This window comes from Pseudomonas sp. Rh2 (assembly GCF_040762985.1).
Lineage (GTDB): Bacteria > Pseudomonadota > Gammaproteobacteria > Pseudomonadales > Pseudomonadaceae > Aquipseudomonas > Aquipseudomonas taiwanensis.
On the sequence record NZ_CP142890.1, the window covers coordinates 1,951,932 to 1,972,171 of the forward strand.

At 62.8% G+C, this 20,240-nt stretch carries 24 protein-coding genes; 11 read left to right on the top strand and 13 right to left on the bottom strand.

Features of this window, described 5'->3' with window-relative positions:
• The first annotated feature begins 95 nt into the window (after positions 1–95).
• Positions 96–698 (top strand): glutathione S-transferase family protein, encoded by a 603-nt coding sequence (locus tag VXM67_RS08825; protein ID WP_023379317.1) that lies wholly within the window; start codon positions 96–98, stop codon positions 696–698.
• A gap of 60 nt (positions 699–758) precedes the next feature.
• Here the strand turns inward: VXM67_RS08825 and VXM67_RS08830 are convergent, their stop codons facing one another.
• The 5 genes from VXM67_RS08830 to VXM67_RS08850 all read right to left on the bottom strand — a co-directional run bounded on the left by VXM67_RS08830 (position 759) and on the right by VXM67_RS08850 (position 3,452).
• The gene (locus VXM67_RS08830) at positions 759–1,124 is read right to left on the bottom strand and encodes a glutaredoxin (RefSeq protein WP_023379319.1); all 366 of its coding nucleotides are present in this window, start codon (positions 1,122–1,124) and stop codon (positions 759–761) included.
• Positions 1,125–1,183: 59 nt separating this feature from the next.
• A complete protein-coding gene (gene folE, locus VXM67_RS08835; protein ID WP_023379320.1) occupies positions 1,184–1,729 on the bottom strand; it encodes a GTP cyclohydrolase I FolE in 546 nt (181 codons plus the stop codon).
• A 71-nt stretch (positions 1,730–1,800) separates the two neighbouring features.
• On the bottom strand, positions 1,801–2,361 hold the full coding sequence (locus VXM67_RS08840; RefSeq protein WP_367237621.1) for a Smr/MutS family protein: 561 nt from the start codon (positions 2,359–2,361) through the stop codon (positions 1,801–1,803).
• A gap of 92 nt (positions 2,362–2,453) precedes the next feature.
• Positions 2,454–2,774 (bottom strand): hypothetical protein, encoded by a 321-nt coding sequence (locus VXM67_RS08845; RefSeq protein ID WP_367237622.1) that lies wholly within the window; start codon positions 2,772–2,774, stop codon positions 2,454–2,456.
• Between the two features lie 87 nt (positions 2,775–2,861).
• A complete protein-coding gene (locus VXM67_RS08850; protein WP_023379325.1) occupies positions 2,862–3,452 on the bottom strand; it encodes a cysteine hydrolase family protein in 591 nt (196 codons plus the stop codon).
• A gap of 179 nt (positions 3,453–3,631) precedes the next feature.
• On the opposite strand from VXM67_RS08850, the gene prmB reads away from it, so the two are divergent.
• A complete protein-coding gene (gene prmB / locus VXM67_RS08855) occupies positions 3,632–4,540 on the top strand; it encodes a 50S ribosomal protein L3 N(5)-glutamine methyltransferase (protein WP_367237623.1) in 909 nt (302 codons plus the stop codon).
• A gap of 125 nt (positions 4,541–4,665) precedes the next feature.
• On the opposite strand, the gene VXM67_RS08860 is transcribed toward prmB, so the two are convergent.
• Both VXM67_RS08860 and VXM67_RS08865 read right to left on the bottom strand, forming a co-directional pair.
• A complete protein-coding gene (locus VXM67_RS08860; protein WP_023379329.1) occupies positions 4,666–5,454 on the bottom strand; it encodes a hypothetical protein in 789 nt (262 codons plus the stop codon).
• A 105-nt stretch (positions 5,455–5,559) separates the two neighbouring features.
• A complete protein-coding gene (locus VXM67_RS08865) occupies positions 5,560–6,522 on the bottom strand; it encodes an alpha/beta hydrolase (protein WP_367237624.1) in 963 nt (320 codons plus the stop codon).
• 140 nt (positions 6,523–6,662) lie between these two features.
• Here VXM67_RS08865 and aroC point away from each other — a divergent pair, with 140 nt between their 5' ends.
• The 3 genes from aroC to VXM67_RS08880 all read left to right on the top strand — a co-directional run bounded on the left by aroC (position 6,663) and on the right by VXM67_RS08880 (position 9,562).
• Complete coding sequence (gene aroC, locus VXM67_RS08870; protein WP_023379332.1) at positions 6,663–7,754, top strand: chorismate synthase; 1,092 nt, start codon at positions 6,663–6,665, stop codon at positions 7,752–7,754.
• A 117-nt stretch (positions 7,755–7,871) separates the two neighbouring features.
• Positions 7,872–9,026 carry an MFS transporter gene (locus tag VXM67_RS08875; RefSeq protein WP_023379334.1) on the top strand — a complete coding sequence of 385 codons (1,155 nt, stop codon included), beginning with the start codon at positions 7,872–7,874 and terminating at the stop codon, positions 9,024–9,026.
• Positions 9,026–9,562 (top strand): oxidase, encoded by a 537-nt coding sequence (locus VXM67_RS08880; RefSeq protein ID WP_023379335.1) that lies wholly within the window; start codon positions 9,026–9,028, stop codon positions 9,560–9,562. The genes VXM67_RS08875 and VXM67_RS08880 overlap by 1 nt, the downstream gene beginning before the upstream one ends.
• A 75-nt stretch (positions 9,563–9,637) precedes the next feature.
• Here VXM67_RS08880 and VXM67_RS08885 read toward each other — a convergent pair whose 3' ends face one another.
• Positions 9,638–9,910 carry a DUF3509 domain-containing protein gene (locus VXM67_RS08885; RefSeq protein ID WP_023379336.1) on the bottom strand — a complete coding sequence of 91 codons (273 nt, stop codon included), beginning with the start codon at positions 9,908–9,910 and terminating at the stop codon, positions 9,638–9,640.
• A 247-nt stretch (positions 9,911–10,157) separates the two neighbouring features.
• Here VXM67_RS08885 and VXM67_RS08890 point away from each other — a divergent pair, with 247 nt between their 5' ends.
• Positions 10,158–10,688, top strand: coding sequence for a hypothetical protein (locus VXM67_RS08890; protein WP_023379337.1), 531 nt, complete (start codon positions 10,158–10,160; stop codon positions 10,686–10,688).
• Between the two features lie 116 nt (positions 10,689–10,804).
• On the opposite strand, the gene VXM67_RS08895 is transcribed toward VXM67_RS08890, so the two are convergent.
• Complete coding sequence (locus VXM67_RS08895; protein WP_027907247.1) at positions 10,805–11,743, bottom strand: ZIP family metal transporter; 939 nt, start codon at positions 11,741–11,743, stop codon at positions 10,805–10,807.
• Between the two features lie 127 nt (positions 11,744–11,870).
• Between VXM67_RS08895 and VXM67_RS08900 the strand changes: the two genes are divergently transcribed.
• The 4 genes from VXM67_RS08900 (at position 11,871) to VXM67_RS08915 (ending at position 15,197) form a co-directional block, all read left to right on the top strand.
• Positions 11,871–12,062 (top strand): PLDc N-terminal domain-containing protein, encoded by a 192-nt coding sequence (locus tag VXM67_RS08900; RefSeq protein ID WP_023379339.1) that lies wholly within the window; start codon positions 11,871–11,873, stop codon positions 12,060–12,062.
• A 167-nt stretch (positions 12,063–12,229) separates the two neighbouring features.
• A complete protein-coding gene (locus VXM67_RS08905) occupies positions 12,230–14,305 on the top strand; it encodes an LTA synthase family protein (protein WP_023379340.1) in 2,076 nt (691 codons plus the stop codon).
• Positions 14,306–14,453: 148 nt separating this feature from the next.
• Complete coding sequence (locus tag VXM67_RS08910; protein ID WP_023379341.1) at positions 14,454–14,690, top strand: hypothetical protein; 237 nt, start codon at positions 14,454–14,456, stop codon at positions 14,688–14,690.
• A gap of 174 nt (positions 14,691–14,864) precedes the next feature.
• A complete protein-coding gene (locus VXM67_RS08915) occupies positions 14,865–15,197 on the top strand; it encodes a ribonuclease E inhibitor RraB (protein ID WP_023379342.1) in 333 nt (110 codons plus the stop codon).
• A 27-nt stretch (positions 15,198–15,224) separates the two neighbouring features.
• On the opposite strand, the gene VXM67_RS08920 is transcribed toward VXM67_RS08915, so the two are convergent.
• Complete coding sequence (locus VXM67_RS08920; protein WP_367237625.1) at positions 15,225–16,025, bottom strand: cytochrome c; 801 nt, start codon at positions 16,023–16,025, stop codon at positions 15,225–15,227.
• Positions 16,026–16,552: 527 nt separating this feature from the next.
• Here VXM67_RS08920 and VXM67_RS08925 point away from each other — a divergent pair.
• The gene (locus VXM67_RS08925; protein WP_023379344.1) at positions 16,553–17,287 is read left to right on the top strand and encodes an amidotransferase; all 735 of its coding nucleotides are present in this window, start codon (positions 16,553–16,555) and stop codon (positions 17,285–17,287) included.
• A gap of 64 nt (positions 17,288–17,351) precedes the next feature.
• Here the strand turns inward: VXM67_RS08925 and VXM67_RS08930 are convergent, their stop codons facing one another.
• The 3 genes from VXM67_RS08930 to VXM67_RS08940 all read right to left on the bottom strand — a co-directional run bounded on the left by VXM67_RS08930 (position 17,352) and on the right by VXM67_RS08940 (position 19,967).
• Complete coding sequence (locus tag VXM67_RS08930) at positions 17,352–18,323, bottom strand: magnesium and cobalt transport protein CorA (RefSeq protein WP_023379345.1); 972 nt, start codon at positions 18,321–18,323, stop codon at positions 17,352–17,354.
• Positions 18,324–18,404: 81 nt separating this feature from the next.
• On the bottom strand, positions 18,405–19,124 hold the full coding sequence (locus VXM67_RS08935) for a lysophospholipid acyltransferase family protein (protein WP_367237626.1): 720 nt from the start codon (positions 19,122–19,124) through the stop codon (positions 18,405–18,407).
• Between the two features lie 153 nt (positions 19,125–19,277).
• Entirely contained in the window at positions 19,278–19,967 is a 690-nt protein-coding gene (locus VXM67_RS08940) for a crotonase/enoyl-CoA hydratase family protein (RefSeq protein WP_023379347.1), read from the bottom strand.
• Between the last annotated feature and the right edge of the window lie 273 nt (positions 19,968–20,240).

The window sequence follows — 20,240 nt, forward strand, 5'->3', positions numbered from 1 at the left end:
CGCGACCGATGCTTGCGATACAGCAGGCATTGCAATTAGCCGTACAGTCGCGAACTATTGGGCACAATTGCGCAACTGCACGGGAGAAATGGGCGATGTACAAGGTTTACGGGGATTACCAGTCGGGTAACTGCTACAAGATCAAGCTGATGCTGAGCCTGCTCGACCTGCCGTATGAATGGCACTCGGTGGATATCCTCAAAGGAGAGACCCAAACGCCCGAATTCCTGGCGATGAACCCCAACGGCAAGGTCCCGGTGCTCGAGCTCGAGGATGGCACCTGCCTGTGGGAATCGAACGCCATCCTCAACTACCTGGCCGATGGCACTGAGTTCCTGCCCAGCGAGCCACGTTTGCGTACCCAGGCGCTGCAATGGCAGTTCTTCGAGCAGTACAGCCATGAGCCGTACATTGCCGTGGCGCGTTTCATCCAGTTTTACCTGGGCCTGCCGGATGAGCGTGTGGAGGAGTACCGCAAGCTGCACAAGGGCGGCTACAAGGCGCTCAAGGTGATGGAGCGCCAATTGCAGATGACGCCGTACCTGGTGGGGGATCAATATTCGATCGCCGATGTGGCGCTGTATGCCTACACCCACGTGGCGCATCAGGGCGGCTTCGATCTGGCCGATTACCCGGCAGTGCGTGACTGGTTGGCCAGGGTGGCCAGCCATCCGCGTCATGTGCCGATGAGCGAGTGAACCTGGCCTCGCCTCTTCGCCGGTTTACCTCCGCGAAGAGGCGAGCGGTCGCTATCAGGCTTACGCGAACCGCTTGTCCAGGTAGGCAATGATGTCCTTGGACTCGTACATCCAGGTCACCTTGCCCGCTTCTTCGATACGCAGGCATGGCACCTTCACCCGGCCCCCGCCTTCCAGCAGTGCCTGACGGTGCACAGGGTCGTTCTTCGCGTCGCGCAGCGCCACCGGCACGTTCAAGCGGTGCAGGGTGCGGCGTGTCTTGACGCAGAACGGGCAGGCATGGAACTGATACAGCGCAAGGCCACTGGCCTGCTGCTCGACAAGCGTCTGGGCGGCGGCATCGCGTTTGCGCTTGGCCGGGCGGCTGATCCAGTCGCCGAACACGATAAGCTGGCCGAGGCCGACCCGCAGGGCTTTGACGATCATGGGCAACTCCTGAAAATGCAAAAGCCGACCCATGGGGTCGGCTCGAGGTTACGTGCCGATCACTTGATCAGGCTGAGGAACTCGCTACGGGTGGAGGCGTTTTCGCGGAATTCGCCCAGCATCACCGACGTGAGCATGGTCGAGTTCTGCTTTTCCACACCGCGCATCATCATGCACATGTGCTTGGCTTCGATCACCACCGCCACGCCAGCAGCGCCGGTCACCTGCTGCACGGCCTCGGCGATCTGGCGGCTGAGGTTTTCCTGGATCTGCAGGCGACGGGCGAACATGTCGACGATACGGGCAACCTTCGACAGGCCCAGCACCTTGCCCTTGGGCAGGTAGGCCACATGGGCCTTGCCGATGAACGGCAGCATGTGGTGTTCGCACATCGAATACAGCTCGATGTCGCGTACCAGCACCATCTCGCTGTTGTCGGAGCTGAACAGCGCGCCGTTGGTGACTTCTTCCAGCGTCTGCTCGTAACCGCGGCAAAGGTATTTCATCGCCTTTGCAGCCCGCTTGGGCGTGTCGAGCAGGCCCTCACGGGAGACGTCCTCGCCGAGTTGGCTGAGGATCTCGGTGTAGTTCTGTTCCAGGGACATGGATCTACCTGTGGGTAAAAAATCGCAAAAACGAAGGGTACGGCGGCAAAGGCGGCGCTGCAAGCGCGGCGTTATTCGTCGCGGCCTTCCATCATGGTTCGCTTGAGCATTACATACACGGCACCAGTACCGCCGTGGCGGGCCTGGCAGGAGGTGAAGCCGAGCACTTGCGGGTGCTGGCGCAACCAGGTGTTGACGTGGCTCTTGAGCATCGGGCGCTTGCCATCGAGGCGCGCGGCCTTGCCGTGGGTGACGCGCACGCAGCGCACTTCCAGCTTCGTGGCTTCGGCGATGAAGGCCCACAAGGTTTCACGGGCTTTTTCCACGGTCATGCCATGCAGGTCGAGGCTGCCCTCGAAGGCGATCTGGCCAAGCTTGAGCTTGCGGATCTGGCTTTCCTGAACGCCGTCACGGCGCCACATCAACTCATCCTCGGCACCCACGTCGATCACGAACTGGTCGGACAAACCGTCGATGACCAGCGCCTGATCGCTGCGCACGGTCGCCGCTTGGCGCAGGCCAGCCAGTTGCTTGCGATCGGCCTTGGGCTTGCCGACGTCGGCGCGGTCGTGCTTGATCGGCTTGACGCCGCGGACCTCGGCGTGGAACAGGGAAAAGTCGTCGTCTTGCATGATGCCTCCACGTGGGCGGCGTAGTTTACGCGACTGCGGGCCGCTGTGCAGCCTTGTGTCGCCAGTGCTGGCCTGTCGCCGGCGCAGCTCACTCAGTCATGCTTCTTCATCAGGTGCGGTGCCAGGTTCAACTCGCGCCCGCGACGCAAGCGAATGCGGCTGCGCCGCCAGAAGCGCACGCCCAGGTACAGCATGGACAGCCCGGCCACGGTCAGGATGGCGGACAGCGGGCGGTTGGCGTTGAGCTCGGCCAGGGCAGGGTAGTTGCCCAGCAGGCCGGCGACGCCAGCCATGGCCAGCAGCACGCCAAGTGTCGCCAGCAGGGCCGAAAGGCCAGCAGCCAGGCGAGCGCCCCAGTTACGCGGCTCTCGCGTACGCAGGTGTTTGGCATCGAAACTGCCTTTGAGCTTCATTCCGAGTTCCTCTGTAGGTAGCCGGAATTGGACCTGGCGCCCGCCCTTGGGTTCCGCCCGTGTGCCGGGCGGTCATGCCGGCCGGGGTCAGATCAGGCTGGCGGTCGGAGCGACACAAGCGAAGTTGTCGGCCATCACGGCCATTTCGCACTGGTGGATCTGTGCAGCCGGAATCACGCTGTCCTTGAACGCCAGGTCGCGTGTCGCCGAGGCGTCTTCCACCAGCGTGCAACGGTAACCATAGTCCTTGGCGCGGCGCACGGTGGTGCTGACGCTGGAATGGCTCATGAACCCGCAGACGATCAGGTCCAGGTGCCCCAGCTCCTGCAGGGTCTCGTGCAGTTTGGTGTTCTTGAAGGCGTTGGGCATGCGTTTTTCGATGACGATTTCACCCTCGCGCGGCTCCAGGCCCGGAATGAACTGGCCGGCAGGCCCCTGCGGGTCGAAGCGGCCGCCGACGGTACCGAGGTGGCGGACGTGGATGATCGGACGGCCAGCCTTGCGGGCGGCGTCGAGCAACCTGGCGATGTTGGCCACGGCCTCGTCCATGCCCGACAGCATGAGAGGACCGCTCAGGTACTCTTTTTGTGCATCGATGACGATCAGGCTGGCTTGGCTCAGCTTGGCCGGCGGATAGTCGCGGCCAGTGAGGCGGAACATCGTGGTTGGAACGGACATCAAGGGCTCCTTGGGTAGGGCTTTTGTATACCTATTCTCCCTTGCCTTGGCGCCAATGGGAATGGTTGACATCGCAGGCAGCATGGTTACTGGCCTGTGGCGGATCGCCGGTGACGCGCAAGGAACATTTGTGGCGGTTGGGCTGTTAGACTTTTGTCATGTCTGAATAGGAGTACCCCGTGATCACATCCCGTCTGCGCACGCTGCGCGACCATATCCGCTGGGCGGTCAGCCGCTTCCATGAGCACGAGCTGTTCTTCGGCCACGGTGCCGACAATGCCTGGGACGAAGCCCGCCTGCTGGTGCTGGGCGCCGTGCACCTGCCCTGGGAGGTGGCCGACAGCTACCTGGATTGCCAACTCGAGGACGATGAGCGGGTTCGCCTGCAGCACCTGCTCAAGCGCCGTATCGAAGAACGCGTACCCACCGCTTACCTGCTTGGCGAGGCCTGGTTCTGCGGCATGTCGTTCCTGGTCGACGAGCGCGTGCTGGTGCCGCGTTCGCCCATCGGCGAACTGATCGAAAAACGCTTCGAGCCTTGGCTGGCTGCCGAACCTGCGCGCATCCTCGACCTGTGCACCGGCTCGGGCTGCATCGGCATCGTGGCCGCCGATGTGTTCCCCGATGCCGAGGTCGTGCTGGCCGACCTGTCATTCCAGGCCCTCGAAGTGGCCAACCAGAACATCGAGCGCCATGGCCTGGACGGGCGGGTGTACACGGTTCAGGGCGATGGTTTCGACGGTCTGCCGGGGCAGCGTTTTGACCTGATCCTGTCCAATCCGCCGTATGTCGATGCCGAGGACTTCGGCGACATGCCGGCCGAGTATCACCATGAACCAGAAATGGGCCTGGCCTGTGGCAACGACGGACTCGACCTGGTGCGGCGGATGCTCGCCGAAGCGGCTGATCACCTGACCGAAAAGGGCCTGATGATCGTGGAGGTGGGCAACAGCCAGGTGCATGTCGAGGCGTTGTACCCCGAGGTCGATTTCGCCTGGCTGGAGTTCGAGCGGGGCGGGCATGGCGTGTTCATGCTGACGGCCGAGCAGTGCCGCCAGCATCAGGCGTTGTTCAAGGCCAGGGCTTGAGGTGATCCCCTCGCAAGCGAGGCTCGCTCCTACGGTCACCCTGCTGTGTAGGAGCGCGCCTTGCTCGCGATGCACCGCGCGGGCGGCGCTCGGTCTCACAGGCGCCAGAAAGCTCTAGCCAGCCCTCAGCGTGTAGCAATCCAGATCAACAACCCCGCCTGGAACACTGCAAACGCCACCAGGCAAGTGATGGTAAAGCGCAATCCGCTGTCTTCGCGACGGTACTTGGCCACCCGCTCATCACGCTCGCGCAGCTGCGCTTCCTTTTCCTGCAACTGCTGCTCGGCACTCTGCAGCATGTTCGCCGCATCGAGGATCTCGACCCGCTGCACCTTCTCGCTGTTCCAGCCCACCTTCAGCTGGCCCACCGTGGCTTCGACGGTGCGACCTTTCATGTGCTGAGGGTCGGCGTACTCCACCTCAAGGCCAGTGGCGCGCAGGAACTGGTCGCGGCGCAGGCGTGAATCTTCGTTCAGCGCATCCTTGCTGGGCAGGGTGAAGCCTTCGACCCGGTAGTGCGACCACTTGCGCTGCAGCCATTGCACCGCCTGGGACAACATGAAGCGGCCGAGGCCACGGTTGAGCGGTTCCAGTTGCAAACCGTTGCTGTCACCGATCGTCACCCGGCGCTCGGCGTGGTCCACACGCACATCCAGCTGGTTCTGTTCCTTGCGCACTTTCTGCCCTGGCAGGCGGATTTCCATGCGCAGCAGGCTGTGGTCCTTGTCGTGGCGTTCGGCATAGCCGAACTGCACGAAACGCTGCGGCCGTGCACCGCTGTTGCGGTCAGTGGGCAAGGCAGCCAGGCGCAGCAACTGGAAGTGCTCGACGGCCAGGTCGGTCCAGGGCAGCGGGGCGCTTTCCGGGGCTTGCGGCTCTTCGGTCGCGTCTACGGAGGCGGGGGCATCGGTCATTACGGCAGTCCTCATCAGTGCAGCCAGGCTGGGCGCAATGGCGACGCCAGCATCCGGTTATCGGCCGATCCGCCCAGGACGTGAGCGCAATCTATGCCGATACCTTCAGGCCGACGGCAGATGATGGATGAACGTGACGACCCGCTCGCCCAGTTCGCGGGCCAGCGGCAGTTCAGGGTTGAGGTAGCTGTCGCGCTGCTCGCTCATGGCCTTGGGGCTGATGCGCAGCATGTGGTTCATGCCGTCGATCAGCACCAGTTGCGCGTCCGGTTTGGCTGCCTTCAGGCGCTCGGCGTCGGCCACGTCGACCTGCACATCGTTGCGGCCCTGGACGATCAGGGCTGGCATGGGCAGTTGAGCGAAGGCGACGGCCGGATTCTGCCGCAGCAGCGTGATCAGGTAAGGCTGCACGCTGGGGCGGAATACCTGGCGCAGGGGGGCGGGTACATCCAGGCTGGTCTGTCCTGCCTGCAAGCGGTCGAGCAGCGCGCTGCCGCGGGCGAGTTGGGCAGGCGGCAGGCGCTTGGCCAGTTGCTCGCGCAGCACTTCGGCCAGGGGGCGACCGCTGCCGGCCAGGGTGATCACGGCGCTTGCGCCGGCCTGTTCGGCGGCCAGGCTGGCGATCAGCGCACCTTCGCTATGGCCGATCAGGATCAGTGGGCCAAAACGCGGGTCGGCCTTGAGCTTGCGGCTCCAGGCCACGACATCGGCGACGTAGCGCTCGACGCTGAGGTCGCGCTCGTCCGGTGTGGCCGGTTGGCTGGCGGCGACGCCGCGCTTGTCGTAGCGCACACTGGCGATGTGTTCGTTGGCCAACAGCAGGGCGAGGCGCTTGAGGTTGTCGACCCGTCCGGCGGCAGGGTTGTTGCCGTCACGGTCGGTAGGGCCGGAGCCGGCGATGATCAGCACCACCGGTGGCGGTGTGTCCTGTTGCGGCAGCAGCAGGCTGCCATGCAGCACGCCCTGGCCGGTGTCCAGGTCGATGGGGCGTTGCAGCACAGTAGGGGCGGCGGCCTGGGCCAGGCCGGAGCACAGCAGCAAGAACAAAGCGACCAGGCGCGACATCATGCGGTACTACATAGGGAGGTGTCGGTTGGACCCCTCATTCACGGGAAGGTTCGGCGGGTTGGCGATAGCCCCCTCACACATAGCCAATCCTCTGTATACTGCCCGCTTTCGATCACCTCAGGCAGACTCGCGGAGCGTCCATGTCCGGTAATACCTACGGCAAGCTGTTCACTGTCACCACCGCTGGCGAAAGCCATGGCCCGGCGTTGGTCGCCATTGTCGATGGATGCCCACCGGGCCTTGAGATCTCCCTGGCCGACCTGCAGCACGATCTCGATCGTCGCAAGCCTGGCACCAGCCGTCACACCACCCAGCGCCAGGAGCCCGATGAAGTCGAGATTCTCTCGGGTGTGTTCGAAGGCCGAACCACCGGTTGCTCGATCGGTTTGCTGATTCGCAACACCGACCAGAAGTCCAAGGATTACTCGGCGATCAAGGACCTGTTCCGCCCGGCCCATGCCGACTACACCTACCACCACAAGTACGGCATCCGCGACTACCGCGGCGGTGGCCGCAGCTCGGCCCGCGAAACTGCGATGCGCGTGGCTGCCGGCGCCATCGCCAAGAAGTACCTGGCCACCCAGGGCATCCGTGTGCGTGGCTACATGAGCCAGCTGGGCCCGATCGAAATTCCGTTTCAGACCTGGGACTCGGTGGAAGAGAATGCCTTCTTCAGCCCCAACCCGGCCAAGGTGCCTGAGCTGGAGGCCTACATGGACCAGCTGCGCCGCGACCAAGACTCGGTCGGTGCCAAGATCACCGTGGTCGCAGAGGGCGTGATGCCTGGCTTGGGCGAGCCGATTTTCGACCGCCTCGACGCGGAACTGGCCCACGCCCTGATGAGCATCAACGCGGTCAAGGGCGTGGAAATCGGCGCAGGCTTCGCCAGCGTTGCCCAACGGGGCACCGAGCACCGCGACGAGCTGACCCCGGAAGGTTTCCTCAGCAACAACGCTGGCGGCATCCTGGGCGGTATCTCGTCGGGTCAGCCGATCGTCGCGCACCTGGCGCTGAAGCCGACGTCGAGCATCACCACTCCTGGCCGCTCCATCGATGTGGACGGTAACCCGGTAGAGGTGGTGACCAAGGGCCGTCACGACCCGTGCGTCGGCATCCGCGCCACACCGATCGCCGAAGCGATGATGGCCATTGTGCTGATGGATCACCTGCTGCGCCACCGCGCGCAGAACGCCGACGTCAAGGTCGCCACACCGGTGCTGGGCCAGCGCTGATGCTTCAGTTGGCTCGGTGTTGATCGTACCGAACCTATCGCCGTCCAGTCGGCTCCCGCAAGCACACGGCTGTGGGGGCTGGCTTGCCAGGTATTAATGCACTACCGGCCTGCCCCCATGCCCCCGATTCCCTACTGGCGCCTGTCCAGCTTCTACCTGTTCTACTTCGCCCTGCTCGGTTCCACCGCCCCGTTCCTGGCGCTGTACTTCGACCACCTGGGTTTCTCCCCGGCGCGCATCGGCGAGTTGGTCGCCATCCCCATGCTGATGCGCTGCATCGCTCCGAACCTGTGGGGCTGGCTGGGTGACCGCAGTGGCCAGCGCCTGCTGATCGTGCGCCTGGGGGCGTTGTCGACGCTGGCGACCTTCTCGTTGATCTTCTTCGGCAAGAGCTACGCCTGGCTGGCGCTGGTCATGGCCTTGCACGCGTTCTTCTGGCACGCAGTACTGCCCCAGTTCGAAGTCATCACGTTGGCCCACCTGCATGGCCAGACCTCGCGTTACAGCCAAGTGAGGCTGTGGGGCTCGATCGGTTTCATCCTAACGGTGGTCGGGCTGGGTCGGTTGTTCGAGTGGTTGAGCCTGGATATCTACCCGGTCGCCCTGGTGACCATCATGGCCGGTATCGTCCTGGCCAGCCTGTGGGTACCCAACGCCCAGCCGGTGGAGCAGGGCGAGCGCAGCACGGCCGGGGGCTTTGTGCGCCAGTTGATGGCGCCAGGCGTGATGGCGTTCTATCTCTGCGTGGCGTTGATGCAGCTCAGCCATGGGCCTTACTACACCTTCCTGACCCTGCACCTGGAGCATCTGGGTTACAGCCGTGGGGCCATTGGCCTGCTGTGGGCGCTGGGCGTGGTCGCCGAAGTGCTGGTGTTCATGTTCATGAGCCGGATCTTTGCGCGGTTCTGCGTGCAGCGGGTGCTGCTGGCCAGTTTCCTGTTGGCGGCGTTGCGCTGGCTGCTCTTGGGCAACCTGGCGGGTGAGCCTGCAGTGCTGGTTTTCGCCCAGGTGCTGCACGCGGCCACCTTCGGCTGCTTCCACGCCGCCGCCATCGCGTTCGTGCAATCGAGCTTCGGCGCGCGCCAGCAAGGCCAGGGGCAGGCGCTGTATGCGGCGCTCTCGGGAACCGGTGGTGCGCTGGGCGCTCTCTACTCAGGCTACAGCTGGAAATTGCTGGGGCCGACCTTCACCTTTGGTATGGCCAGCGCCGCAGCCCTGGCGGCAGCCGTTATCATTGCCCTACGTTCGAAACCGACCAGGACACGTCACTGATGAGCATCCTCAGCGTTTTTCACCCGTCCAGCCCGGACCTGCCGAACAAGGTGCTGACCCACCACGATGACATCGCCGCCACCTTGGCCGAGCAGGGCGTGCGCATCGTTCATCGCCCCCATGCCCTTCGTGTGCGGCCCGGCAGTCATCCGGACGAAGTGCTGGAGGCTTGCCGCGAGCACCTCGACCAATTGATGACCGCCCATGGCTGCCAGGCCTTCGCCGTGCTCAACCGCGACGGTGCCGACCTGGCCCAGACCGATCTGCGTGACGAGCATGTGCAGGATGCCGATGAGGTGTTCGCCGTGGTGTCCGGACGTGCCCAGGTTGGCATGCGTTTGGGGGACTACGTCTATGCGGTGCTGTGCGAGAAGGGGGACGAGCTGGTGATCCCGGCAGGCGTCCGGCGTTGGATCGACCTGGGTGACAACCCGTTCTGCGTGGCATTGCGATTGTTCGCCAATGAGCAGGGGCGACAGGCGCGGTTCACTGGCGATGAGACGGCGCGACAGTTCGCCGGGTTTGACGAGCTGTGAATCAGTGCTTCATCGCTGGCAAGCCGGCTTACCACAGGTAGGTGCAGGCTTGCCGGCGATGAGGCCCGTCAACGTTCAACGGTAGGTTGGCAGTGCGAACCGCTGTTGGCTCTGCAGCATCGAAATCACTGGCAATTCACTGGCTTGTTCCGCCAGATCGCGACGGATGGCACTGATCGCCCAGGACAGCTGCTCAGCGCTGTGCAACTGCGCGTAGCTCAGCACGCGTCGAGTCACCTTGCCGTCGGCAGCCCGCAAGGTCAGCAGGACGCCGCCGTCGGGTCGAGGCTGGGTGGTGACCTGATAGGCCGAAAACACCGAGACGAACTTTTCCTGGATGAGGTCCATATCAACTCCTGACTGTAGGTGGCAGACGTGAGTGGATATTTGCAGTGACCGTGCCAGTCGCAGTCTTGAATAAAATCCTTTTAAATCAATAAGTTAAATCGTTTCTGTAGTGTGAATATCGTGCAGGATGCAAGGTCGTGCATTTTGCACAGTGCATTTTGCACGGTCGCCGCCATGGCGGGCGGTTAACGGTCAACCGGCGTTTGCGGCTATCCTTGGCGACTTTTCACCCGTTGCAGGCTCCCCCATGAAAAACCAGTTGCTCGAACTCATCAGCCTCATCAGCGCCGGATGCATGCGCGAGGAAGACATCGAGCGCATCGCCGACGAGGCTGCCCAAGCCTACGCCGACCCTGCCGCCTTCCTGGCCGCCAACCCGGACATCAACTACGACGACACTTTTCCCATTCCGCTCGGCGAGTGGGTGGTGCTCGGCAGCTTGCCGGATACCGTGGTGTTCCAGGCAGACACCTATCAGGACCTGTTCCAGCAAATCAGCGACTCGTTCGACAAGAGCGTGCCGTTCACCCTCAAACCCAAGCAATTGGCGCGTGCCGAACCGCTGACCGCACTCAATCGCATCCAGGTGCAGATGGGGGCGCTGAACAAGGAAGCCGGCGGCTACGTGCTGTTGAATTTCAGTCAGTTGCTCGATGATGAGTTGCAGATGGTGATGGTGGGCCAGAACGATCTGGCGCGGGTACTGGAACTGGGCGAGGCGGTTGGCATCAAGGTCGAGCCAGCGCTGGAAGCCCTGAAAGTGGCGGTGCACGTCTGACGTCATCGGCGACTGGCTGATGACAGGGCCCTCACAGGGCAGGTTCCTCCAGCCGTCCAGCACCTGTGGTGCAGCCTTGCCTTGGGACAGGGGCGCACAGCGCCCCTCCTTCAGCGTCAACCCAGCGCCGTGTCCAGGAACATCATGACCCCAAAGCCACCCATCAACCCCAGGGTTGCCGCCGTCTGGTGGCCATTGCGGTGGGTTTCGGGAATCACCTCGTGGGAGACCACGAAAATCATCGCCCCTGCCGCCAGCCCCATGCTGATGGGGTAGGCCAGGGCAAAGCCGGTGGAAATCCCCAGCCCGATCACCGCACCCAAGGGCTCCATCAGCCCTGAACCGATCGCCACCAGAGCCGCCTTGAAGTTCGACAACCCCGTGGCGCGCAACGCCAGGGCGACCGCCAGGCCTTCGGGAATATCCTGAATGGCGATGGCGCTGGTCAGCGGCAAGCCGATGGCCATGTCACCGTTCGCGAAGCTCACGCCAATGGCCATGCCCTCTGGCAGGTTGTGCAAGGTGATCGCCAGTACGAACAGCCACACGCGGCTGACCCGCTCGGCGTCCGGCCCGCATGGGCCAGTGCTTTCATGTTCGTGCGGGGTGAAGCGGTCCAGGCCCAGCATCAGCAGGACGCCAAGGCCCATGCCCAGCACCACGGTGAAAGCGGCAGCAGGGCCATTGCCGGTGATCTCGCGGGCTGCATCCAAGCCCGGCAGAATCAGAGAGAAGGAACTGGCCGCAAGCATCATGCCGGCGGCAAAGCCGAGCATCACATCCTGGCTGCGAGCGCTCACATCGCGCATCACCACCGCCAGCACCGCCCCCAACGCGGTAGCGCCGAAACCGGACAACCCGCCCAGCAGCGCCAGGTGCAGGTTGTTGGCATGGTCGCCATTCACCGCGTTCCATAGGCTCGCCGCCAGCAGTATCAGGATCGCCAGCAGGCTTAGCCCCAGGCCTGCGCTCAGCCAGGGCGTGTTCAGGGCTTGTTGCCGCCAGGCGTTCAACCAAGAATGCGCCGTGGCTGTCGGGGAGTGGGCTGGGGGCATGTGAACCTCGATTCAGTCGATACAGGCAGTCTAACCAGTGACCCGCGCGCCAGGCCAAGGATTCCCTTCTATCAGGGCGATAGCCTGACTATGCTCACCCCGACAGTCTTTCAACAGGAGCGTATACATGGGTTCCACATTCAACAGCCTGGTGGGCCTGATCATTCTGGCCCTGGATATCTGGGCGATTCTCAACGTGATCAAAAGTGGCCGCGAAGTCGGCGTCAAGGTCCTGTGGATCCTGCTGATCGCCTTGCTGCCGGTGGTCGGCCTGATCATCTGGGCGATCGCCGGGCCCCGGGGCAACATCCGCTTCTGATCGCCAGCCAAGGGCTGCACCGGTAGCGGGCCGGTGCAGACACCGTTGCAAATGACCCGTGACAAAATTTTCACATTGGTTTAAACACAATCCGCAGCCGCACTTGCTGCGTTGGACTATGCTCAGCACCCTCTTCGCAAACCTGCATTCCTAGGACCTCCCCATTCATGGCTAACCTGGACGCCTTGAAGCAACGAGGCGCGCAAGCGTCATTCGCGCCCACATTGAAATCTCACCTGGCCTATACGCTGCTCAGCGGGCTGGTGATCATGTTGATGCTCAGCCTGGTGCGCGTTGCGCTGTTGGCCTATAACAGCGACATGGTGGGCGATACGCCTGCTGCGACGGTCGCCGAAGGCTTCCTCAATGGCTTGCGCTTCGACCTTCGGGTGGTGGTGTACATCAGCATTCCGTTGCTGTTGGCCATCCTCAGCCCATGGGCCATGGCACGCCGTGGCGTGTTCCGCTTCTGGCTGACGATCGCCTCCAGTGTGGTGATGTTCCTCGGCCTGATGGAGATGGACTTCTACCGCGAATTCCACCAGCGCTTGAACGGCCTGGTCTTCCAGTACATCCAGGAAGACCCCAAGACCGTCCTGAGCATGCTCTGGTACGGTTTCCCGGTGGTGCGCTACCTGCTGGCCTGGCTGTTCGGCACCTGGCTGCTGAGCCTGCTGTTCAAAGGTATCGACCGTCTGACCCGCAGCAGCGCGGCCGTGACGCTCGCCAGCCCCCGCCGTGGTACGCCGTGGTACAACCGCCTGGCGGTGTTCATGGTGGTCCTGCTGGTGGCCGTGGTCGCTGCCCGTGGCACTCTGCGCCAAGGTCCGCCCATGCGCTGGGGCGATGCCTTCACCACCGATTCCAACTTCGTCAACCAGCTGGGCCTGAACGGCACCCTGACGCTGATCGACGCCGCCAAGAGCCGCTACGGTGAAGACCGCGCCAACATCTGGAAGCCGGTGCTCGAGCAGGGCATGGCCACCCAGAGCGTGCGGGAGCAGCTGCTGACCCCGCACGACACCCTGGTGGACGCCGACGAGGCGGCCATCCGCCGTGACTTCGTGCCGCCGGCCGAGCGTACCTTGCCGGTCAAGAACGTCGTGGTGATCCTCATGGAAAGCTTCGCCGGCCATTCGGTTGGCGCGCTGGGCAGCCCGAACAACATCACCCCGAACTTCGACAAGCTGGCCAAGGAGGGTCTGCTGTTCGACCGCTTCTTCTCCAACGGCACCCATACCCACCAGGGTATGTTCGCCACCATGGCCTGCTTCCCCAACCTGCCAGGCTTCGAATACCTGATGCAGACCCCGGAAGGCGGTCACAAGCTGTCGGGCCTGCCCGCGCTGCTCAGTGCTCGTGACTATGACGATGTCTACGTCTATAACGGCGACTTCGCCTGGGACAACCAGTCCGGGTTCTTCGGCAACCAGGGCATGACCACCTTCATTGGCCGTAACGACTTCGTCAATCCGGTGTTCTCCGACCCGACCTGGGGCGTGTCCGACCAGGACATGTTCGACCGTGGCGCCGAAGAGCTGGCCAAGCATGATGGCAAGAAGCCGATCTACGCACTGCTGCAGACGCTGTCCAACCACACCCCTTATGCGCTGCCGAAGGACTTGCCGGTGGAGCCGGTGACCGGCCAGGGCCGACTGGACGAGCACCTGACCGCGATGCGCTACTCCGACTGGGCCTTGGGCCAGTTCTTCGAGAAGGCGCGCAAGGAGCCGTACTTCAAGGACACCCTGTTCGTCATCGTCGGCGACCACGGTTTTGGCAACAGCCAGCAGGTGACCGAGCTCGACCTGGGGCGTTTCAACGTACCGCTGCTGTTGATCGCCCCGGGTATCCAGGAAAAGTTCGGCGCGGTCAATCACACCGTGGGTACCCAGGTCGACATCGTGCCGACCATCATGGGCCGCCTGGGTGGCCAGACCCGTCACCAGTGCTGGGGGCGCGACCTGCTCAACCTGCCTGAGGGTGACCAGGGCATGGGCATGATCAAGCCGTCGGGCAGCGAGCAGATCGTCGGCCTGGTGCAGGGTGATCGTATCCTCATCGAGTCCAAGGACATGAGCCCACGCATGTACCGCTACCAGCTGGGCCGTGAGTTCAAGGCCGAACTGATCGAGAGCCCGGACCAGCCAGACATGGTCAAGCGCCTGGAAGCCTACATCCAGACCGCGACCAAGAGCCTGATGGACAATACCGCCGGCGTCGTGCACGGCGTACCGAAGTAAGTCCCGCATCACCGGCGAGCCGTCTCCAGCAGGGGTCGGCTTGCCGCTGATCGCCGCGCTGCACATCCCCCCTGACTGAACAAATCTCCCCGCCGACGGTCAAGCAATTACAGGTTGCACATCCCCTGTATTCCTTGAGGGCATTTCAATGAAAGAGTGGGAAGTCATTTTTGCCGACCAGAAAGGTGAGCCGACCTCGCTGCTACTGCACAGCGACCAATGCCCCAGTGAGGAGGACGCTGCGCGGGCCATTCGTTCGCATCTGTTCCCGGTCATGGACGAACTGGACCTCAACGACTTCCAGGATCGCACCCATTCCCCTACTGCCCGCTGGCTCAAGGAGCATAGCGGCGTGACCATCACCCGAATCTGTCCCGCCCCCTGAAGGCGCCTGGCTGGCGCGCTGCCGTGGCAGGCACTACGCTGGTGTGAGGTGCCGGCCGTTCAGCAGGTCGGCACCCCCTTGGTTCGCGTCTCGCATCAGCTCGATCTGACCGGTTCTGCCGGCAGGTGCGTAGTGCACGGAAAGTCTATCCATTGCTTTGCAGGAGGACGTTTCATGAGCAGCCAGAACGACGATATCAGCAGCAATGTCCTGCGCCAGATGAAAGCAGGCGGTTTCGACTTCACCCGCATCCATCCCATTGAGTTCTATGCCGTATTCCCCGACGAAGCCGGTGCGCGACGAGCCGCCGGACAGTTTCGCGGCGAGTCCATCAACGCCCAGGTGCGTGAGCTGGACGACGGCGTCTGGCACCTGGAACTCAGCAAGGTCATGTACGCCACTTACTGCGGCATTGGTGCATTCGAGGAAGCCTTCGAGGCCGTGATCTCGCCCTTGGGCGGAGAGCTCGAAGGGTGGGGCGTCAAACAGGAACGGCCCATCGCCTAGCGATGGGCGCGGCCTTGCCTCAGGCCCTCAGGGCTTGCGCAAGGCCATATGCCCCAAGTAAGCCAGCAACGCGTCCAGCGCCTGATCACTCAACACATTTTCGGCAAAACCCGGCATCCTGGCCTGTGGCCAGTGCCGCAGGCTTTGCGGGTCGCGAATGTACTGGCGCAGGAACGCCGGCTGGAAATACTCGGTGGGGTTGTGCGGCAGGTTCAGGTCCGGACCGAACTGCGCATCGCCAGCGCCATTGAGCCGGTGGCACGCCAGGCAGTTCTGTTGGAACAGCGCAAAACCCTCGCGTACCGGGTCATTGGCCGGTAAGCGCGGGTCGGGCATCAGGGCTGGGAAACGCTGTTCCACGGGCGCCAGGCGGCGCAGGGTGGTGATCTGGAACGGCCATTGTTCCGGGCGAATCCCGCTCGCCTGCGGTTGGGTCCAGACCAGGTAGAACGGCCCGGCACTGGGCTTGCCGTCACCCAGCGCCGGCCAAGGGGCAGCCGGGTCCTCGACCGCCAGCCAGGCTTGTGCCGGGCCATGCTGCAGCAGTGGCCCTGCTGGCATTTCGGCGGCAAAGCCATCCAGCGCCACGGCTTGCAGATGGTCGTTGTCGCTCACCCCGTCCAGCAGTGCGGCCAGAGGCACCGCGCGGTAATGCATGGGGCGCTTGTACGAGACATCCTGCTCGATGCTGATGTCTTGCGCCTTGGGGTGGTCGAGCAGGTCGCGGCTGCTTAACTGACGCGGCGTATCGCCCAGTTCAAGGTGCAGTTGCGCCGCCTTGAGGGGCAGGCTGAGAAGGAGGGCTAGCAGAGCAAGGCAGACGCGCATGGGAGGTCTCCAACCATCAAGGTTGGCAGGTTACCTGTGCATTGCCTGAAAAGGCCACAGCCACCATCATCCGAACAAGCGGGTAAGGTTCGGGAGAATCAGCAGCAAAGTCGTGGCGAAGAGAATGAGCCCAGCTTGGCGAATTTTCGATTGTCTGAACATGGCTGACCGCCTTCTTGTTGTTATTCCTGAATACCCGTTGGCTTCCTTGTCGCGCTTCGGGTCGATCACAGTGGCGCGCCTGGCGCCCACTCTGTTTGCCTCTTGTTACTGCATATACAACCAAAGGTAGGGGTTACGTCATCCATACCAGAGAACCCTTTGTTCTAAAAGATGAGCAAATTGCTGAAATACGGTTATGAGGCCAAAGGCCAGCTTGCTGGCATCCTCTGGCTAGACCGCTGCGTACCCGGGACCAGGACGCCGACGAAATGTGACCGTTCGTCAGTGCAGCCTACTTGCTTGTACGTGCCTTTCGCGTCAGTCTCTACAGCAGATTCCCACCCATGTCGTTCAGGACTATCCCTATGTCGTTACGCATCTGCATCCTTGAAACCGATGTCCTGCGACCTGAGCTGGTCGCGCAGTACCAGGGCTACGGAAGGATGTTCGAGCAGCTGTTCTCGCGTCAGCCCATTGCCGCCGAATTCGACGTGTACAACGTCATGAACGGTGACTACCCACCCGATGGCGATAAGTTCGATGCCTACCTGGTCACAGGCAGCAAGGCTGACTCGTTCGGTGATGACCCCTGGATCCAGACCCTCAAGGCCTACCTGCTCAAGCTTTATGAGCGTGGCGAGAAGCTTCTGGGCGTGTGCTTCGGCCACCAGCTCCTGGCGTTGACCCTCGGTGGCAAGGCTGAACGTGCCGACAAGGGTTGGGGGGTGGGCATCCACCGTTATTCGCTGGCAGCCCATGCGCCATGGATGGACCCGGAAGTGTCAGAACTGACCCTGCTGATCAGCCACCAGGACCAGGTGACCGAGTTGCCCGAAGGCGCCACGGTGATCGCCTCCAGCGATTTCTGCCCGAATGCTGCCTATCACATTCGTGACCAGGTGCTGTGCTTCCAGGGCCACCCAGAGTTCGTTCACGACTACTCCCGGGCACTGCTCGACGCGCGCAAGGACTTCCTGGGGCATGAGGTGTACCAGAAGGCCGTTGCCAGCCTGGCCTCGGAGCACCAGGGCGACCTGGTCGGGGAATGGATGATGCGCTTCGTTGGGCAGACGGCGAAGGCCGGCGATAACGCCGCGTGATCGCCAGCCAGCCGGGTCCTGAGGTAGGAGCCGGCTGGCCGTCGACGGGGCTGCGCGACAGCCTCTACAACCACCCCGACCGCTTGAAACTGGCATACAGCGCCGTACACCCCACGCCAATCAACCCCAGCACGCCAAAGTAGCCATAGTGCCAGCCCAGTTCCGGCATGTTCTGGAAGTTCATCCCGTAGATGCCGGCAATCGCCGTGGGGAAGGCGAGAATCGCCGCCCAGGCGGCGAACTTGCGCTGCACGATGCTCTGCCGTGACGACTCCAGCAGCATGCCGATCTCGATGGTCTGGCTGGCGATGTCACGAATGCCGGCCAAATCCTCCATCTGCCGGGTGACATGGATCTGCACGTCGCGAAAGTACGGGCGCATGTTCTTGTCGATGAACGGGAAACTCAGGCGCTGCAGTTCCTCGCTCACTTCCACCATCGGTGCCACGTAGCGGCGCAGGCGCAGGATGTCGCGGCGCAGGCTGTGCAGGCGCTGGATGTCTTCTTCCTTCAGCGAGCCGCTGAGCACGCTTTGCTCCAGCTCCTCGATTTCGCCATGAATGGCTTCGCTGACGGGCTGGTAGTTCTCGGTGACGAAGTCGAGCAGCGCGTACAGCACGAAGTCTTCGCCATGTTCCAGCAGCAGGGGGCGCGCCTCGCAGCGTTGACGCACCAGGGCATAGGATTTCGAGTGGCCGTTACGGCACGTGATGATGTACCCGTTGCCAGCGAAGATATGGGTTTCGATGAATTCCAGCTTGCCTTCATGTCGGACGGGGGAGTAGGTGACGATGAACAGGGCGTCGCCGAAGGTTTCCAGCTTGGGGCGGCTGTGCTTTTCCAGGGCATCTTCGATAGCCAGTTCGTGCAGGTTGAACTGGCACTGCAGGTTGGCCAGCTCCTCGGCGTTGGGCTCTTCCAGGCCGATCCAGACGAAGTGCCCTGGCTTGCGTGCCCACTCGCTGCCTTCGTCGATGCTGATGTTGGTGACTTTTCTGCCGGCGCTGTACACCGCCGATGCCACGACTCGCCCCATGGTTGTCCGCTTTTGTCGGTTGAACACGTCCTACAGCTTGGGCCGTGAAGGGCGCGAGAGCAACCTGTCGGTTAGGCGAAGTCAGGCATGGGGCAGTTCGTTTTCCATGTGGTCGATGCACTGCTGCATTTGCGTGCGGCAGTGTTCGATCAGGGCCGGCAGGTCTTGCTGGGTCATGCCGGTGGTGGCGATGGGTGGCAGCGACCGCACGATCACCGTGCGCTGGCGCCAGCTGTTAAGACTCAGGCGTCGGGCGTAGCGGCTGACGCACACCGGCACGATTGGCACACCGGCTTCGACGGCAATGTGAAAGGCGCCTTTCTTGAACGCCAGCAGCTTCGCTTCGGGGTTGCGCGTGCCCTCCGGGAAAATCCAGATCGAGGTGTCGTTGCGCAGGGTACGGGTGGTCTGCTGCATGGCTTTGCGCGCCTGGTAGGCGTTCTGGCGGTCGACCAGCACGTTGCCGCCAAGCCAGAACAACTGGCCGAACAGCGGAATCCAGCCCAGGCTTTTCTTGCCGATGGCCACGGTCCGCTGCGGTACCACATGGCCAAGGATGAACAGGTCGAAGTTGGACTGGTGGTTGGCGACGATCACGCAACCGGGGGGCTGGTCCCACAGCGGGCCCACTTCGGACTTGACCTTGATGCGCATCATCCAGGTGGCCGGCAGGCTGTACAGTCGGGCAAAGATACGGCTGTTGTCGGGGTTGAAAGGGCGGCACAGGCCAATGACCAGGCCGACGGCACCCACCAGCAGAAAGTGCAGCCCCAGCAGGAGCATGCGAAGGGAATAAAGCATGGTACGACTCACACCAGACAGTCGCGGCGCAGTGTACGGCTGTGCACTGTTTGGGGCAAACCTTGGGTGAGCGCCTGTGAAGGTCTCATTGTCGTGGGAGCAGCCTTGCGTCGCGACAGGGCGCTCCCACAGGGGCGGCATCCTTGGTGGGGCTCAACCCATAGGGTTCTGGTCCGCCAGGATTGCTTCATCCAGGGCATCCAACAGCCCTTTGCGCACTTTCAGCTTGGTGTTCTTGTGGGCCAGCATGTTGAGTTTCTTCAGCTCACGCGCCGCCGCCAGGGCGGCTTCCTGCAGCTGCTCGGCAGGCACTACCTTGTCGAGGAAGCCAGCGTCCACGGCCGCCTGCGGGGTGAATACCTCGGCATTGTTGACCGCACGCTGGAACGCGGCGCGGCTCAACCGGTCCCGTGCCAGCTCGATGCCGGCATGGTGCATGGTCATGCCGATCTGCACTTCGTTCAGGCAAATCTTGTAAGGCCCTTCGACGCCGATGCGGTAGTCGGCCGACAGCAACAGGAAGGCACCCTTGGCCACGGCATTGCCCGGGCAGGCGACGATGATCGGGAACGGGTGCGAGAGCAAACGGCGGGTCAGGGTCGAGCCTGCGGTCACCAGGCCGATGGCTTCCTTGGGGCCCGCGGTCATCACCTTGAGGTCGTAGCCCCCGGAAAGAATGCCCGGCTGGCCGGTGATGATCACCACTGCTCGTTCCTGTGCTGCGCGATCCAGGGCTGCGTTGAAGGCCACGATGACATCCGGCGAGATGGCGTTGACCTTGCCGTTGTTCAGGGTCAGGGTGACGATGCCGTCTTCGGCGTGGTAGGTAATCAGCTCGCTCATGGCAGAGTCCTTTGGGTAACGTGGCAACGACGTTACCCAGCACCGCCAGCCAGGTAAAGCAGTAAGGCTGACCAGTCAGTCAGCGTTTGCGCGCCATGCCTTGCCGTGTCGGGGGAGGGCGTCAGGAGAGGGTAAAAGCGCAAGCGAGATTGGCAGCATTGCCCTGCCAAGCGAGGTTTTTCGGAGAATTTGCTTAAGCGCATGAAAATTCTGAAAAAAATGCTTGCCAAAGGAAAAGCCTTCTACTAAATTAGCGCGCCTCGACAGGCTGAA

Coding starts and splice junctions, on each gene's coding strand:
- VXM67_RS08830 (WP_023379319.1), bottom strand. CDS start 1,124: ATGATCGTCAAAGCCCTGCGGGTCGGCCTCGGCCAGCTTATCGTGTTC.
- VXM67_RS08920 (WP_367237625.1), bottom strand. CDS start 16,025: ATGCGCGTCTGCCTTGCTCTGCTAGCCCTCCTTCTCAGCCTGCCCCTC.
- VXM67_RS08840 (WP_367237621.1), bottom strand. CDS start 2,361: ATGCAAGACGACGACTTTTCCCTGTTCCACGCCGAGGTCCGCGGCGTC.
- VXM67_RS08905 (WP_023379340.1), top strand. CDS start 12,230: ATGGCTAACCTGGACGCCTTGAAGCAACGAGGCGCGCAAGCGTCATTC.
- VXM67_RS08930 (WP_023379345.1), bottom strand. CDS start 18,323: ATGGGGCGAGTCGTGGCATCGGCGGTGTACAGCGCCGGCAGAAAAGTC.
- VXM67_RS08915 (WP_023379342.1), top strand. CDS start 14,865: ATGAGCAGCCAGAACGACGATATCAGCAGCAATGTCCTGCGCCAGATG.
- VXM67_RS08825 (WP_023379317.1), top strand. CDS start 96: ATGTACAAGGTTTACGGGGATTACCAGTCGGGTAACTGCTACAAGATC.
- VXM67_RS08925 (WP_023379344.1), top strand. CDS start 16,553: ATGTCGTTACGCATCTGCATCCTTGAAACCGATGTCCTGCGACCTGAG.
- VXM67_RS08890 (WP_023379337.1), top strand. CDS start 10,158: ATGAAAAACCAGTTGCTCGAACTCATCAGCCTCATCAGCGCCGGATGC.
- aroC (WP_023379332.1), top strand. CDS start 6,663: ATGTCCGGTAATACCTACGGCAAGCTGTTCACTGTCACCACCGCTGGC.
- VXM67_RS08875 (WP_023379334.1), top strand. CDS start 7,872: ATGCCCCCGATTCCCTACTGGCGCCTGTCCAGCTTCTACCTGTTCTAC.
- VXM67_RS08935 (WP_367237626.1), bottom strand. CDS start 19,124: ATGCTTTATTCCCTTCGCATGCTCCTGCTGGGGCTGCACTTTCTGCTG.
- VXM67_RS08900 (WP_023379339.1), top strand. CDS start 11,871: ATGGGTTCCACATTCAACAGCCTGGTGGGCCTGATCATTCTGGCCCTG.
- VXM67_RS08845 (WP_367237622.1), bottom strand. CDS start 2,774: ATGAAGCTCAAAGGCAGTTTCGATGCCAAACACCTGCGTACGCGAGAG.
- VXM67_RS08885 (WP_023379336.1), bottom strand. CDS start 9,910: ATGGACCTCATCCAGGAAAAGTTCGTCTCGGTGTTTTCGGCCTATCAG.
- VXM67_RS08865 (WP_367237624.1), bottom strand. CDS start 6,522: ATGATGTCGCGCCTGGTCGCTTTGTTCTTGCTGCTGTGCTCCGGCCTG.
- VXM67_RS08910 (WP_023379341.1), top strand. CDS start 14,454: ATGAAAGAGTGGGAAGTCATTTTTGCCGACCAGAAAGGTGAGCCGACC.
- VXM67_RS08860 (WP_023379329.1), bottom strand. CDS start 5,454: ATGACCGATGCCCCCGCCTCCGTAGACGCGACCGAAGAGCCGCAAGCC.
- folE (WP_023379320.1), bottom strand. CDS start 1,729: ATGTCCCTGGAACAGAACTACACCGAGATCCTCAGCCAACTCGGCGAG.
- VXM67_RS08940 (WP_023379347.1), bottom strand. CDS start 19,967: ATGAGCGAGCTGATTACCTACCACGCCGAAGACGGCATCGTCACCCTG.
- VXM67_RS08850 (WP_023379325.1), bottom strand. CDS start 3,452: ATGTCCGTTCCAACCACGATGTTCCGCCTCACTGGCCGCGACTATCCG.
- VXM67_RS08895 (WP_027907247.1), bottom strand. CDS start 11,743: ATGCCCCCAGCCCACTCCCCGACAGCCACGGCGCATTCTTGGTTGAAC.
- VXM67_RS08880 (WP_023379335.1), top strand. CDS start 9,026: ATGAGCATCCTCAGCGTTTTTCACCCGTCCAGCCCGGACCTGCCGAAC.